The organism is Ferrovibrio sp. (assembly GCF_964218355.1).
GTDB lineage: Bacteria > Pseudomonadota > Alphaproteobacteria > Ferrovibrionales > Ferrovibrionaceae > Ferrovibrio.
In genome coordinates this window covers 1-15,025 of sequence record NZ_CAXPMC010000009.1, presented here as the reverse complement: position 1 = coordinate 15,025, position 15,025 = coordinate 1, and the positions used below count along the sequence as shown (strand labels likewise).

The window sequence follows — 15,025 nt, the reverse complement described above, 5'->3', positions numbered from 1 at the left end:
GAAGCGGCCGCCCCTTTCCGGGGCGGCCGTGTTTCCAGTTTGTACATAATTTTACTGGTGATCCTGCATTCCGGAGTCCAGCGAGATGCGCAGCGCCTGCCCCCGACACAACAACCAGAAAGCACCGTCATGCTGAGCCGCCGCGACATCCTGCAGGCCAGTGCCGCGGCTGCCGTCATCATGGGCGGCATGCCACGGCTGGGCGCCGCCGCCGCCGCGCAGAGGATCACCCAGGCCGATCTGCTGCGCTTCCAGCCACTGGGCCAGGTCACGCTGCTGCATTTCACCGATATCCATGCCCAGCTGGTGCCGCTGCATTTCCGCGAACCCAGCGTCAATATCGGTGTCGGCGAGGCGCTTGGCCTGCCGCCGCATCTGGTCGGCCGGCATCTGCTGCAGAAATACGGCATCAAGGCATCGTCGCCCGAAGCCCACGCCCTGGCCTATCCCGACTTCGTGCAGCTGGCACAGGATTACGGGCGGCTCGGCGGCGTTGCCCATATGGCGACGCTGGTGAAAGCGATCCGGGCGGAGCGGCCGGGCAACACGCTGCTGCTGGATGGCGGCGACACCTGGCAGGGCAGCTATACCTCGCTGGCCACGAAGGGCGCCGACATGGTGCAGGTGATGGAGGCGCTGGGCGTCGATGCCATGACGGCGCACTGGGAATTCACCTACGGCGCCGACCGGGTGAAGGAACTGGCCGAGGGCATGAAAATCCCCTTCCTCTGCGGCAACGTGAAGGATACCGGCTTCGGCGACCCGGTTTTCGAGGCGACGAAATTCTTCGAGCGCGGTGGCGTGAAGATCGCGATGATCGGTCAGGCCTTCCCCTACACGCCGATCGCCAACCCGCGCTACATGATCCCGGACTGGTCCTTCGGCATCGATGAAGAGAAAGTGCAGGAGCATGTCGATGCCGCCCGCGCCAAGGGCGCCGACCTCGTCGTGCTGCTGAGCCATAACGGTTTCGATGTCGACCGCAAGCTGGCGGCCCGGGTGGCGGGCATCGACGTGATCCTGACCGGCCATACCCATGACGCGATTCCGGAGCCAGTGATCGTCGGCAGGACGCTGCTGGTGGCACCCGGCAGTCATGGCAAGTTCCTCGCCCGGCTCGATCTCGACGTGAAGGACAGGAAGGTGGCCGGCTGGCGCTTCCGGCTGATCCCGGTCTTCGCCGATGCCATCGCACCGGACCCGGCCATGGCAAGGCTGATCGACGGCATCCGGGCCCCGCATAGGGGCGTGATCGACAAGGTCTATGGCACGGCGGATTCGCTGCTGTACCGCCGCGGCAATTTCAACGGCACCTTCGACGACCTGATCTGCCAGGCGCTGATCGACGGACGCGATGCCGAGATCGCGCTGTCGCCCGGTTTCCGCTGGGGCGCCACCCTGCTGCCCGGCCAGCCGATCACCGGCGATGCCCTCTATTCGCAGACGGCGATCACCTACCCGAATGTCTACCGCACCCAGATGACCGGCGAATATCTCAGGACCGTGCTGGAAGATGTGGCCGACAACCTGTTCAACCCGGATCCCTATTACCAGCAGGGCGGCGACATGGTGCGGGTCGGCGGCCTTGCCTACACCATCGATGTCGGCAAGCCGATCGGCCAGCGCATCTCGAACATGACGCTGCTGCGCAGCGGCCAGGCCGTCGATCCAGCGAAGACCTACACGGTGGCCGGCTGGGCCTCGATCAACGAAGGCACCGAGGGCCCGCCGGTCTACGACCTGGTGGGGAAATACATCGCCGCGCAGAAAACCGTGAAGATACCGGAAAACCGCAGCGTGACGGTACGTGGCGCCGACCCGAGCGGCATTGCCGGCTGAACGGCCGGGCCGGCAGGAGGAGGAAACGAGCATGCAGAAACCGACCAGACCAATGCCCGCAGGCCCCTCGCGACGCAGCTTCCTGACCCGTTCGGCCGCGGCCGGCGGCATGACCCTGCTGGGAGGCGCCGGCATCGGCGAGGCGATGGCGGCCGGCGACGACAACCTGCCGCCCAACATTCCGGAATGGATGCAGTATCTGGGCGAAGGCGTCACCGCACATCCCTACGGGGTGCCCTCGGCATTCGAGAAGGATGTGGTCCGCCGCAATGTCGGCTGGCTGACCGCGACGGAGGAATCCTCGATCAACTTCACGCCGATCCAGGATCTCGACGGCATCATCACGCCGAATGGCCTGTGCTTCGAACGCCATCACGGCGGCGTGCCGGTGATCGACCCGGAGCGGCACCGGCTGATGATCCACGGACTGGTCGACCGGCCGCTGATCTTCACCATGGACGAACTGATGCGCTTTCCTTCGGTCAGCCGCATCCATTTCCTCGAATGCCCGGCCAATGGCGGCATGGAATGGAAAGGCGCGCAGATGGATGGCGTGCAGTTCAGCCATGGCATGGTGCATTGCTGCGAATGGACCGGCGTAAAGCTGTCGACCCTGCTGGCCGAGGTGGGCGTGCAGAAGGCCGCGAAATGGCTGCTGGCCGAAGGCGCCGATGCCGCGGCGATGACCCGCAGCATCCCGCTGGCGAAGGCGATGGACGACATCATCGTCGCCTATTCGCAGAATGGCGAGCGCATCCGGCCCGAGAACGGCTATCCGCTGCGCCTGCTGGTGCCTGGCTGGGAAGGCAACGTCAACATCAAGTGGCTGCGCCGCATCAAGCTGGGTGACCAGCCCTGGCACCACCGCGAGGAAACCTCGAAATACACCGACCTGATGCCGGACGGAAAAGCGCGGCAGTTCACCTTCGTGCAGGAGGCGAATTCGGTGATCACGTCACCCTGTCCGGAAAAGCCGATGAAATTCGGCAAGGGCTTCTACGAGATCCGCGGCATCGCCTGGTCGGGCTACGGAAAGATCAGGAAGGTGGATGTCAGCATCGATGGCGGCATGAACTGGAAGACCGCCGAACTGCAGAGCCCGGTCCTGTCGCGGGCGCTGACCCGCTTCCGCCTGCCTCTGCAATGGGATGGCCGGCCGATGCTGCTGCAGAGCCGCGCCACGGACGAGAGCGGCTATGTACAGCCGACCATCGAAGCGCTGCGGGCGGCACGCGGGCTCAACTCGATCTACCACAAGAATTCCATCCACACCTGGCGGGTGAAACCCGATGGCGAGGTCGAAAATGTCCAGATCGCTTAAGGCCCTCGCCCTCCTTGGCGGCCTGGCCATCGCCCTGTCTGCCGCCCCGCCGGTCCTTGCGCAGGACAGGGCGCAGGACAGGGCACACAAGCCCTTCGGCATCGGCAAGCCCGCCACCCGGGAGCAGATTGCCGGCTGGGACATCGACGTGCGCGGCCCGGATGGCGCCGGCCTGCCGCCGGGCAGCGGCACGGTGGAGAAAGGCGAGGAGCTTTACATGGCGCAATGCGCCGCCTGCCATGGCGAATTCGCCGAAGGCGCCGGCCGCTATCCCGAACTGATCGGTGGCAAGGGCACGCTGAAATCGGAAGATCCGCGCAAGACCATCGACAGCTACTGGCCGCATGCGCCGGGCCTGTTCGACTACATCCGCCGCGCCATGCCTTTCGGCGCGGCACAGACCTTGACCCCTGACGACACCTATTCCATCGTGGCCTGGCTGCTCAATCAGGCCGACCTGTGGCCGGCCGACAAGGACCTGGATGCCGAGGGGCTGCGCAAGGTGAAACTGCCGAACCGCGACGGCTTCATCGTCGGTGGCGACCCCCGGCCGGATGTGAAACCCGACACATGCATGACCAACTGCCGCAAGACTCCGCCCAGAATCACCAGCGACCTCGCCGCACGGCTGGGCGTGACGCCCACCCAGAAGACCAGCGACTGACCCGGAGATGCCTGGTCGCGCTGGCTGCAGCGGCCATCGCGCTGGCCATTGGGCCCGGTGGCGGCGCGGCGGCGGCCGAGCGGTCCGGCAAATTCGCCGACCCGCAGCCGACCATCGACGCCCCGCGCAGGATCGTCATCAGCCTTGCCGAGGACGACCCGAAACGGATCAACGCGGTGCTGAGCAATATCGTCAATATCCAGAAATACTACGACGCCGCGCAGGTGAAGCTGGCGGTGATCGCCTATGGCCCCGGCATCGCCGCCGTGCTGAAGGATGCCAGCCCGGCAGCCCCGCGCATCGAAAGCCTGCAGGCCCTGGAGGTCGAGTTCATCGCCTGCGGCGCCACGCTGGAAACCCTGCACAAGACACCGGCCGACCTGCTGCCCGACGTGCATGTGGTGCCGAACGGCCTGCCGGAAATCGTCGAGCGCAGCCTCGGCGGCTGGATTCATCTGCGCCCGTGACCCGGGCTGGAGGCCTGTCATGATCCGTCCCCGTCTTACCCGCCGCTCGCTGCTAGCCCTGCCTGCCACCCTCGCGCTTGCCCCCGCCCTGGCGCGCGCGGCCCGCCTGAATGACGACGGCCTGCATGTGCAGGACTGGCTGCTGGACAGCTTTCTCGATCTCAACCAGGACATCGAGGATGCCGCGGCGAAGGGCAAGCGGGTGGTGCTGAGTTTCGAGCAGCGCGGCTGCATCTTCTGCGCCGAGATGCACGAGAAGCACCTCGCCAGCCCGGTCATTGCCGGCTACATCCGCAAGCATTTCGAGATGATCCAGCTCAACATGTTCGGCGCCCGCGAGGTCACCGACCTCGACGGCAGGGCTCTGCCCGAAAAGGACATGGCGCGCAAATGGGCCGTGGCCGCAACCCCGACCCTGTTTTTCCTGCCGCCGACGAAGGCCGCCACCACGGTGCGGGATGCCGCCTCCGCCCGCATGCGCGGCCTGCTGCCACCCCCGGCCTTTCTGGCGATGTTCCGGTTCGTGGCCGACAGGGCATACGAAAAGATGGAATTTCCGGCCTATCTGGCGCAGCATGGCGATGCCCTGGGCAAGGCCATTGCCGCGGGCACGCCCATCAACTGAGCCTTGCTCATTCTGCCCTGCGAGATGTTGTGAGCCGGTACCGGCAGGCCGTTTACGGCCTCACCCTGTTTCTTACCTCCGCCGCCGCGCTGGTCGTCGAGATCGTCGCCGGCCGCATGCTGGCCCCCTATGTCGGCATGTCGCTCTATACCTGGACCGCGGTGATCGCCGTGGTGCTGGCCGGCCTGTCGGTCGGCCACTGGATCGGCGGCCGGCTGGCGGCCCCGCAGATCGCCGCGGCGACCGCATTGCGCGGCATCGCCGCAGCCCTGGCGCTGGCCGGGCTGACGGCGGCCGGCGCCGGGCCGCTGCTGCGATTGCTGGCGGCCTGGCTCGGCGAGAGCGGCACGCCGCCCCTGCTGCTGATCGTCCTGCTGGCCGGCGGCGTCTTCCTGCTGCCCAGCCTGTTCGTCGGCGTGGTCTCGCCGGTGCTGACCAAGCTGGCCATCGACGATATGCCGCAGCAGCAGGGCCCCGTGATCGGCCGCATGTTCGCACTGGGCGCCGCCGGCAGCATCCTCGGCACACTGGCAGCCGGCTACCTGTTCATCTCCTGGATCGGCTCGGCCGGCACCCTGCTGGCGGTGGCGGCGCTGTATCTTGCCTTTGCCGTGCTGTTCTGGCTGCGCGGCCGCAAGAGCTTTGTCGCCGCGCCGGTGATCGGGCTGATGGTGCTGGCCAGCTTCGGGCTGGCGCGGCAGCCGGGCTTCGCCGCCCCCTGTCTGGCCGAGAGCGACTATTACTGCATCCGCGTGGTGGATTTCGCACCGCAGAGCGGCCGGCCCTCGGCTGCCATGGTGCTGGATCATCTGGCCCACAGCATCAACGACCGCGACGACCCCACCCTGCTCTACAGCCCCTATCTCGACTTCGTCGCCCGCCGCACCGAGGCACGGCTGCAGGGCCGGCCGCCGAAGGCCTATTTCATCGGGGGCGGGGCCTTCACCCTGCCGCGGGCCTGGGCTGCGCGCTTTCCTGCCGCAGACCTGACGGTGGCCGAGATCGACCCCGCCGTCACCCGTGTGGCAGCCGACGCCATGTGGCTCGATGTGGCGGCACCGGCTCTGCGCATCATCCATGCCGATGCCCGCAGCACGCTGGCCGGCCTGCCGGCCGGACAGCGTTTCGACCTGATCCTCGGCGACGCCTTCCACGATTTCTCGATCCCGCCGCATCTGGTGACCCGCGAATTCCACCAGCTGCTGCTGCGCCGGCTGGCACCGGGCGGCGCCTATGCGATCAATGTGATCGACCAGAGCGAGGATCCGCGCTTCACCTTCGCACTGGTCAAGACGATGCAGCAGGATTTCCCGGTGGTGGAGGTCTGGCTCGACGACGAAAGCCGGCGCCGCGGCGGCCGTGTCACCTTCGTCGTGCTGGGACTGACCGAAGCGAGCCCGGCCCCGGTGATGCGCGCGACCGAGCCCTTCCCGCGCATCTGGCTGCGCTGGCCGCCGGCCGATCTGGCGGCGCGGATCACCGCCGACGGCCTGCCTGTGCTGACCGACGATTTCGCGCCGGTCGACCGGCTGATGGCGGGCTTCCTGCTGCGGCCGGACGAAGCCCTGCACTGACCTGCTGCCAGACAACCCGCTGCTAGACGGCTGGCAGTTCCCCGGCCGCCTGCGCGGCCCTGCGGGCCCGGAAGCGGTCGACCGCGGCCGCAACCTCATGGGCCAGCGCCGAGGTCTCGCGGTCGGGATTGAAGAAGGCCAGCACGGCGTCGCCCAGCGCCTTCACCAGATCGAAGGTCTTCTGCGAATCCGCCGCATAGGGGAAATCCGCTCCCGCTTCGGCCATCTGCCGGGCCGGCACCAGCAGCCGCTCGCACAGGTCGGCGACATGAGCCATGTCGGTTCCGGCAACGCGGTCGCGGATATCCTCGGTGGAGGCAATCAGGTCGTCCAGCAGAGTCAGGGTCGCCGGATCGGGCACATTCTGCGCCTTGTAGCGCGGGATGATCTGCGCCGTGACGAAAGCGATGCGGAAGGCGGACGCGCGCAGGCGCTGGCCTGACACGGCATCATTCGCATCCATGATCTCGCGCTGCAGCGCGTCGGGGTCGATCGGCAGGCCCAGCATCTTGTTGCGCAGCGGGTTGGGCACCGGGATCAGCGGCACGCTGCTGTCGCGCCGCTGCACCGCCTTGCGCCGGTCCGGGCCGATATAGTCGGAGGTCACCACGAACGGCTTGCGATGCAGCGCCACCGTCTCGATGCGATCGAGGATCAGCCGGATCGACAGCGGCTTGACCAGCAGGTCGTCGGCACCGGCATCGACCACGCGGCGCACCAGCTGCGCTTCCGGCTCCCAGGTGGTCAGGATGATCGGCATGTAGGGCGACACGCCAAGCCGGCCATGACGCAGCGTTTCCACCAGTGCCACGGCGTCGCCGTCGGGCATTGCGACATCCATAAACACCAGATCCGGCCGGGCCACGGCCAGCAGATCGGCAAACCCCTTCAGGCTGTCGAATTCCCGCAGGTCGTGGTAGCCGGCCCCCATCAGGGCCTGGCGATACAGGCCGCGGGTTCCCTGCCCGGAATCGCCGAACAGGATCCGGACATCGCCACGGAACTCATCAAAGCTCATAAGGCGATCCTAATGATCCGCGGGGACGGCAACAAGCCGCAGCCGGTCTCATCGGGTTGGCAGGTGGAGGGCATGTGACTCCCCGGTGACAGTCAGCTGCCGGCCGGCAGCGCACCACTGGCCAGAGCCGTCTGACGGGTACGGAACCGGGCGATGGCGGCGGCGACATCCGCGGCCAGCGCGTGCGCATCACGGTCCGGGTGGAAATGCAGCAGCAGCTGTGTTGCCGCTTCCTGCAGGGCGGTCATGCGGCTGCAATTCTCCCGCGTCCCATTCATGCCGGCCTCGGCCAGCGGCCGGGCCGTTTTCAGCAGCGTATCGCAGAGCGCATGCGCAGGTGCCTGGTCAGCCTCATCCACGGTGCGGCCGTGTATCTCCATGGCAGAAACCAGCAGACCGTCCAGCAGCATGGCCGCCGTTTCCGCCGCCGCGCCTTCCGGCTGGAGACTGTCGCCGAGCTGCCCGGCCGCAAAAGCGATGCGAAAGGCCGCGGCACGCAGGCGCAGACGGCTGATCTGGCTGCGCATACTGGCAACCTGGCTGAGAAAATCGTCGCCGTTGGTCGCCACGCCATCAAGCTTGGCGCGCAGCGGATTGGGCACCGCCAGCAGGGCCGCCGAATTGTCGCTGCGGCCACCGCTGCGCCGCCGGTCCGGCCCGATATAGTCCGCAGTGACCACAAAGGGCTTGCGCCCGCTGGCCAGCGCCTGGATGCGCCCGCTGATCGCCTGGGTCGACAGCGGCTTGACGAGAATGTCGTCGGCGCCGCTGTCGATGATCCGGCGCACCACCGGCCGGCTGGCATCCCAGGTGGCCACAATCACCGGCACGAAGGGATTGTCGCTGAGTTCACCATGCCGCAGGGCATGCACCACGCGGGTGGCATCGCCGGCCGGCATCGCCGCATCCATGAAAACGAGATCGGGCTGCGCCTGTTTGAACAGCGCCGGAAAGTTCTCCAGGGTGTCGAATTCATGCAGCCGGGTGAAACCCTCGCTGCGCAGGGCGGCACGGTACTGCATGCGCATGCCCCGGTTCGGGTCGCCGAACAGGATGCTGATCTCGCGGCGGCGCTCGAAGCTCATGGGGGGATACTAGAAAGCGGCGGCGACGGCGCCAAGTCCGGAAAATCCTGCCGCAACGATCATGACCGCGGCCTTGGCTTGGCCCGTGTCGTCGGCGTCGCCGCCAGCGGATCATCGGGCCAGGGATGCTTCGGGTATTGGCCCCGCATTTCTGCCCGCACCGCGCGATAGCTCGACTGCCAGAAGCCGGCAAGGTCGCTGGTCACCTGCAGCGGCCGCCGCGCCGGCGATAGCAGATGCAGGACCAGCCTCACACGGCCGCCGGCAATCGCCGGTGTGTCGGCACAGCCGAACATCTCCTGCAGGCGGACAGCCAGCACGGGCATATCCCCATGATCGTAATCTATCGGGATATTCGACCCTGTCGGCACGCGCCAATGAGTAGGCGCCTCGGCCTCGAGCAGTTTCTGCTGCGCGTAATCGAGCTGGCGGGTCAGTGCCCCGTGCAGGTCGATGCCGGAGAGCTGCGACAGTTTCACGACGCCATCGAGCCAGGGACCGAGCCACTCTTCCAGCCGCCCGGTCAGCGCCGCGTCGCTCATATCCGGCCAGTCGGCCGCCGCCGGCAGATGCGCGCGCAGCAGGGCGACACGGGCCTGCCACTGACGCAGGCCGGGCGTCCAGGGCAGCGTCGCCTCGATCCCGGCCTTGCGGATGGCAGCGATGATGGCCGCCCGGATCGTTTCCTGCGGCGGGTCGGCCAGCGGCCTCTCGCGCAGCACCAGGGCACCGAGCCGGCGCTGCCGCCGGGCCAGCACGGCCTGGCTGCGCTCGTTCCATTCGACCGCGTCGCGGGTCTCGATGGCATCGCCGAGATGTGCCTCGATCTCCGCCTCGGAAACTGGCGCGGCGAGGAAGATACGGGCATCCGCCTGGGCGGCATCCACTTCGGCAACCGCAAGGAAAGCCTCGCTGCCCAGCGTATCCTGCGGATCGAGCCGCGCGCCGCGGCCGTTGCTGAGCAGATAGCTGCCGGCCGAACGCCGGCGGGCAACGCGGTCAGGATAGGCTAAGGCGACGAGAATGCCGGCCTCGTCGCTGCTGCCGGCATGGGCCGCGGCGCCGATCTGACGGCGCCAGTCCGCCGCCAGCCGGCGAATCTGCCGCACCGCCGTCATGTCCACGCGCTGGCCGTGCGGAGCCGCGTCACGCTCACCTTCGCCCAGCACGATGTCGAGGCGCCAGCGCAGGTCGGCATCGCGCGGCTGGCCGCTGCCACGGGCGATGTCGCGTTCCGCCAGCAGGGCCGCCAGCGAACAGGCCAGGCCGCCAAGACCGAGAGCATGGCCGCGGATCACCATATGAGCCAGCCGCGGATGCAGCGGCAGCCGGGCCATGGCCCGGCCATGAGCGGTGATGATGCCATCGGCATCGACGGCGCCGAGACCGCGCAGCAGGTCGCGGGCATGCCCCAGCGCGGCGGCCGGCGGCGGATCGAGCCAGGCCAGCGCGGCGGCATCGCGCACGCCCCAGGCCGCCAGGTCCAGTGCCAGCGGTGCCAGATCGGCCACCGCGATTTCCGGCGCCGTGAAGGCAGGCAGGCCGCCATGGGCAGCCTCGGCCCACAACCGGTAGCAGATACCTGGCGCGAGACGGCCGGCCCGGCCCCGGCGCTGGTCGGCCGAGGCCTGACTGACCCGCAGGGTTTCCAGCCGGCTCATGCCCGTGGCGGGTGAGAACCGCGGCTGCCGCATGTAGCCGCTGTCGACCACCACGCGCACGCCCTCGATGGTCAGCGAACTCTCGGCAATCGAGGTCGACAGCACCACCTTGCGCCGGCCGGCCGGCGATGGTTTCAGCGCCCGGTCCTGCTGGTCGCCGGTCAGGTCGCCATAGAGCGGCACGACATCGGTGGCGGCCGGCAATCCCCCGGCCAGCATTGCCTCGACCCGGCGGATCTCGCCCACGCCCGGCAGAAAGACCAGCATGTCTCCCTCGGTTTCGTCCAGGGCCGTGCGTACTGCCGCAGCGGTGCTCTGGTCCAGCCGGGCCTGCGGCGCCGGCGGGTGCCAGCGGGTCTCGACCGGAAAGCTCTGGCCGGCGCCGGTCACCACCGGACACGCCCCCATCAGCGCTGCAAAAGGAGCCGCATCCAGCGTCGCCGACATCGCCACCAGCCGCAGGTCGGGCCGCAAAACCGCCTGCGCCTCCAGGCAGAGCGCCAGTGCGAGATCGGATTCGAGGCCGCGCTCGTGGCATTCGTCGAACAGCACGGCAGCGACGCCCTTCAGCTCGGGATCACGCTGCAGCCGGCGCAGGAAAATACCGTCGGTATTCAGTTCGATGCGTGTCTGCGGTCCGGCACGGCTGTCCAGACGCACCCGGTAGCCGACGGTTTCGCCGACCGCTTCGCCCAGCAGGCCGGCCATGCGCCGCGCCGCCATGCGGGCGGCCAGCCGGCGCGGCTCCAGCACGATGATGCGCCCGCCGGCGGCCCAGGCCTGGTCCAGCAGGGCCAGCGGCAGCAATGTGGTCTTGCCGGATCCCGGCGGTGCCTGGACGACGAGATTCCCCGGCTGTGCCAGCGCCGCCTGTACGTCAGGCAGGATGGCCGCGACCGGCAGCGCATGGGAGCCCTGCAATTTTTGCAATATTCGCATGTCCGCCAAGCTGAAATGCTGGCCGCTCAGCCAACCTCCCGGAAAAATGTCCGATATTCCATTGACATCTGCCCGTCCCGCCGCGTCGCCGCTGTTGCGGGCCATGGGCCTCATGCTGGCCTCGACCCTGTGCTTCGTTTGCATGCATGCCTTGGTTGCCAGGGTGTCGCAAGAGCTGCCGGCGATCGAGGTGGCGTTTTTCCGCAACCTGTTCGGCTTCGTCGCCCTGCTGCCGGCCCTGATCCGCTGCCGCTTTGCTGCCTTCCGCACCAACCGGCTGCATCTGCATGCCCTGCGCGGCACCGTCAACAGCATCTCGATGATGATGTTCTTCACCGCGCTGGCGATCACGCCGCTGGCCCAGGCCACCGCGCTGGCCTACACGGCGCCGCTGTTCATGACCATCGGCGCCGTCTTCATCCTCGGCGAGACCCTGCGGGCGCGCCGCATCACCGCGCTGGTGATCGGCTTCATCGGTGCGCTGATCGTGCTGCGGCCGGGGATCGTTCCGCTCGATCTCGGCCCCATGCTGGTGGTCGGTTCGGCGGTGTTGTGGGCGGTCTCGATGATCGACATCAAGATTCTGTCCCGCACCGATTCCAGCCTGACCATTGCCACCTACATGCTGGTCTTCGTCACGCCGATCACCTTTGTCGTCGCCCTGTTCGACTGGCACTGGCCGAATCTCGAACAGTTCATTCTCATGTTTGCCCTGGGCTGCCTTGGCTCGGCCGGCCACATCATGTTTGCCGAAGCCTTCAAACGGGCCGACACCACGGTCCTGATGCCGCTGGATTTCACCAAGCTGATCTGGGCCGCCGTCATCGGCTTCCTGGTCTTCGGGCAGATCCCCGACCTGTGGACCTGGATTGGCGGCACGGTGATCTTCGCCAGCGCCACCTACATCTCGTACCGCGAGCACCAGCTGGCCCGCCGGGCGGCCGCGCCCGACCGCTGACTGCCGAAAAAACAGGCTGGCCGCACAAAAAAGTTAAACCGCCCTAGCTATTTACAGGCGCGGCCGAATCCGCTTCCATACGGACGATACTCCGCAACTGCAGGGTATTCCGGGAGGCAAACAAGGATACGGTCCATGGCCGAGGAGTACATCCTCACGACCACAGGGCTGACGAAGGAATTTGCAGGCTTCGTCGCCGTCAAAGATGTCAATCTGAATGTCCGCCGTTTCAGCATCCATGCGCTGATCGGGCCGAATGGCGCGGGCAAGACGACATGCTTCAACCTGCTGACCAAGTTTCTCAGCCCGAGCCGCGGCCGCATCACCTATAACGGCCGCGACATCACCAGCCACAAGCCGGCGGATATCGCCCGCAGCGGCCTGGTGCGCTCCTTCCAGATTTCAGCGGTATTCCCGCACCTCAGCCTGCTGGAGAATGTGCGCGTGGCGCTGCAGCGCCCGCTGGGCACCTCCTTCCATTTCTGGAAAAGCGAGCGCAGCCTCGACGGCCTGAACGACCGCGCCGAGGAACTGCTGGAAGCCGTCGGCCTCGCCGATTACCGCAGCCACACGGCCGTCGAACTGCCCTATGGCCGCAAGCGCGCCCTGGAAATCGCCACCACCCTGGCCCTCGAACCCGAGATGATGCTGCTGGACGAACCGATGGCCGGCATGGGGCACGAGGATATCGAGAAGATTTCCGACCTGATCAAGCGGGTCGCCCAAAAGCGCACGGTCCTGATGGTCGAGCACAACCTGAGCGTGGTGGCCAAGCTGTCCGACACCATCACGGTGCTGCGGCGCGGCGAAATTCTGGCCGAAGGCGATTACGATACCGTGTCGCGCAATCCGGAAGTGATCGAAGCCTATATGGGGACCGGCCATGCATGATGGCGCCATGAACGGCAGCGAGCTGGCGGTGCGCGACCTGCATGCCTGGTATGGCGAAAGCCATATCCTGCACGGCATGGATTTCGCCGTGAACAAGGGCGAGGTCGTCACCCTGCTGGGTCGCAACGGCGCCGGCAAGACCACGACCATGAAAGCGGTGATGGGCATGATCCAGAACCGCAAGGGCTCGGTACAGTTCGAGGGTCAGGAGCTGATCGGCCAGACCTCGAACCGCATCGCCCGGCTCGGCCTCGCCTTCTGCCCCGAGGAACGCGGCATCTTCTCCAGCCTGAATGTGGCGGAGAACCTGACCCTGCCGCCGGTGGTGAAGCCCGGCGGCATGAGCCTTGATGACATCTACCAGATTTTCCCGAACCTGAAGGAGCGGCTGCGCAGCCAGGGCACCAAACTGTCCGGCGGCGAGCAGCAGATGCTGGCGATCGGCCGCATCCTGCGCACCGGCGCCACCTTCCTGCTGCTGGACGAACCGACCGAAGGCCTGGCCCCGGTGATCGTGCAGCAGATCGGCGCGATGATCCGGCTGCTCAAGCAGAAAGGGTTCACGGTCCTGCTGGTGGAGCAGAATTTCCGCTTCGCCAGCACGGTGGCCGACCGCCATTATGTGGTCGAGCATGGTAAGGTGATCGACATGATCCCCAATGACCAGATCGCCGCGAATACAGAAAAGCTCGAGTCCTATCTCGGCGTATAACCGTTCAACCAGGAGGAAGCGACCATGCGTATGAAGCATATGTTTGTGACGGCGGCGGCCGTGCTTGCGGCAGGGACCGCCCATGCCCAGTACTCCGACGGCGTCATCAAGATCGGCGTCATGAACGACCAGTCCGGCCTCTATGCCGACGTGTCAGGCCCGGGCGGCACCTGGGCAGCCAAGAAGGCCGTCGAGGATTTCGGCGCGGCCGGCAAGGGCATGAAGGTCGAAGTCGTGTTTGCCGACCACCAGAACAAGCCCGATATCGGGTCCAACATCGTCCGCCAGTGGCTGGATGTCGACAAGGTCGACGTCGTCGTCGACGTCCCGACCTCGTCGGTGGCGCTGGCCGTCAACGAGATCACCAGGGAAAAGAACAAGGTTTTCCTGATCTCGGGTGCCGCCTCCGCGGATCTGACCGGCCCGAAATGCTCGCCGAATTCCGTGCACTGGACCTATGACACCTGGGCGCTGGCCAACGGCACCGGCAAGGCGATCGTGCAGACCGGCGGCAAGAGCTGGTTCTTCATCACCGCCGACTATGCCTTCGGCCATGCGCTGGAGCGTGACACCAAGGCGGTGGTCGAGGCCAATGGCGGCAAGGTGCTCGGTGCCGTCCGCGCGCCCTTCCCCGGCACCGACTTCTCGTCCTTCCTGCTGCAGGCGCAGGCCTCGAAGGCGCAGATCATCGGCCTTGCCAATGCCGGCGGCGACACCATCAACTCGATCAAGCAGGCGGCGGAATTCGGCATTGTCGAAGGCGGCCAGAAGCTGGCCGGCATGCTGATGTTCATCACCGACGTGCATGCGCTGGGCCTGAAGACCGCCCAGGGCCTGAACTTCACCACCGCCTGGTACTGGGATGCGAATGACAACAACCGCGCCTTCGCCAAGGAGTTCGCGGCGGCCAACGGCGGCAAGTACCCGACCATGGTGCATGCCGGCATCTATTCGTCGGTCATCCACTACCTGAAAGCCGTGGAAGCGCTGAAGAGCGATGCCGACGGCATCAAGGTGGTCGACCAGATGAAGGCGATGCCCTCCGAAGACAAGCTGTTCGGCAAGGGCTCGGTCCGTGTCGACGGCCGGCATCTGCATGACATGTACCTGGTCGAGGTCAAGAAGCCTTCGGAATCGAAGGGCCCCTGGGATTACATGACCGTCAAGAAGACCATCCCGGCGGCGGAAGCCTTCCGCCCGCTGGCTGAAGGCAAGTGCCCGCTGGTCAAGAGCTGAGTGCAACCCGCCTGCCGGAGCCGCGTGGCGGCTCC

13 protein-coding genes are annotated in these 15,025 nt (G+C 66.8%); 10 read left to right on the top strand and 3 right to left on the bottom strand.

Annotation, left to right across the window (positions count from 1 at the left end; genetic code table 11):
* Window positions 1–129: 129 nt before the first annotated feature.
* Genes soxB through ACEQZY_RS04145 form a run of 6 tightly spaced genes read left to right on the top strand, consistent with a single transcriptional unit; the run spans window position 130 to window position 6,490 of the window.
* On the top strand, window positions 130–1,839 hold the full coding sequence (gene soxB / locus ACEQZY_RS04170; RefSeq protein ID WP_370152520.1) for a thiosulfohydrolase SoxB: 1,710 nt from the start codon (window positions 130–132) through the stop codon (window positions 1,837–1,839).
* A 31-nt stretch (window positions 1,840–1,870) separates the two neighbouring features.
* Window positions 1,871–3,160 carry a sulfite dehydrogenase gene (gene soxC, locus ACEQZY_RS04165; RefSeq protein WP_370152517.1) on the top strand — a complete coding sequence of 430 codons (1,290 nt, stop codon included), beginning with the start codon at window positions 1,871–1,873 and terminating at the stop codon, window positions 3,158–3,160.
* Window positions 3,144–3,824, top strand: a complete 681-nt coding sequence (locus tag ACEQZY_RS04160) for a c-type cytochrome (RefSeq protein ID WP_370152515.1) — start codon at window positions 3,144–3,146, stop codon at window positions 3,822–3,824. Before soxC ends, ACEQZY_RS04160 begins: the two co-directional genes overlap by 17 nt.
* Window positions 3,731–4,291: a DsrE family protein gene (locus tag ACEQZY_RS04155; RefSeq protein ID WP_370152513.1), complete on the top strand. Its 561-nt coding sequence runs from the start codon at window positions 3,731–3,733 to the stop codon at window positions 4,289–4,291. The genes ACEQZY_RS04160 and ACEQZY_RS04155 overlap by 94 nt, the downstream gene beginning before the upstream one ends.
* Before the next feature lie 19 nt (window positions 4,292–4,310).
* Entirely contained in the window at window positions 4,311–4,916 is a 606-nt protein-coding gene (locus ACEQZY_RS04150) for a thioredoxin family protein (protein ID WP_341704913.1), read from the top strand.
* Between the two features lie 29 nt (window positions 4,917–4,945).
* Window positions 4,946–6,490: a fused MFS/spermidine synthase gene (locus ACEQZY_RS04145; RefSeq protein ID WP_370152511.1), complete on the top strand. Its 1,545-nt coding sequence runs from the start codon at window positions 4,946–4,948 to the stop codon at window positions 6,488–6,490.
* A 22-nt stretch (window positions 6,491–6,512) separates the two neighbouring features.
* On the opposite strand, the gene ACEQZY_RS04140 is transcribed toward ACEQZY_RS04145, so the two are convergent.
* The 3 genes from ACEQZY_RS04140 to hrpB form a co-directional block, all read right to left on the bottom strand.
* Entirely contained in the window at window positions 6,513–7,508 is a 996-nt protein-coding gene (locus ACEQZY_RS04140; RefSeq protein WP_341705386.1) for a response regulator, read from the bottom strand.
* A gap of 92 nt (window positions 7,509–7,600) precedes the next feature.
* A complete protein-coding gene (locus tag ACEQZY_RS04135) occupies window positions 7,601–8,593 on the bottom strand; it encodes a response regulator (RefSeq protein WP_341705387.1) in 993 nt (330 codons plus the stop codon).
* Between the two features lie 59 nt (window positions 8,594–8,652).
* Window positions 8,653–11,175 (bottom strand): ATP-dependent helicase HrpB, encoded by a 2,523-nt coding sequence (gene hrpB, locus ACEQZY_RS04130; protein WP_370152508.1) that lies wholly within the window; start codon window positions 11,173–11,175, stop codon window positions 8,653–8,655.
* A gap of 121 nt (window positions 11,176–11,296) precedes the next feature.
* On the opposite strand from hrpB, the gene ACEQZY_RS04125 reads away from it, so the two are divergent.
* The 4 genes from ACEQZY_RS04125 (at window position 11,297) to ACEQZY_RS04110 (ending at window position 14,990) form a co-directional block, all read left to right on the top strand.
* On the top strand, window positions 11,297–12,151 hold the full coding sequence (locus tag ACEQZY_RS04125) for a DMT family transporter (RefSeq protein WP_341704833.1): 855 nt from the start codon (window positions 11,297–11,299) through the stop codon (window positions 12,149–12,151).
* Window positions 12,152–12,286: 135 nt separating this feature from the next.
* Window positions 12,287–13,042 (top strand): ABC transporter ATP-binding protein, encoded by a 756-nt coding sequence (locus ACEQZY_RS04120; protein WP_341704832.1) that lies wholly within the window; start codon window positions 12,287–12,289, stop codon window positions 13,040–13,042.
* A 7-nt stretch (window positions 13,043–13,049) separates the two neighbouring features.
* Complete coding sequence (locus tag ACEQZY_RS04115) at window positions 13,050–13,754, top strand: ABC transporter ATP-binding protein (RefSeq protein WP_370152505.1); 705 nt, start codon at window positions 13,050–13,052, stop codon at window positions 13,752–13,754.
* Window positions 13,755–13,778: 24 nt separating this feature from the next.
* Window positions 13,779–14,990, top strand: coding sequence for an ABC transporter substrate-binding protein (locus ACEQZY_RS04110; RefSeq protein ID WP_341704830.1), 1,212 nt, complete (start codon window positions 13,779–13,781; stop codon window positions 14,988–14,990).
* Window positions 14,991–15,025 lie beyond the last annotated feature (35 nt).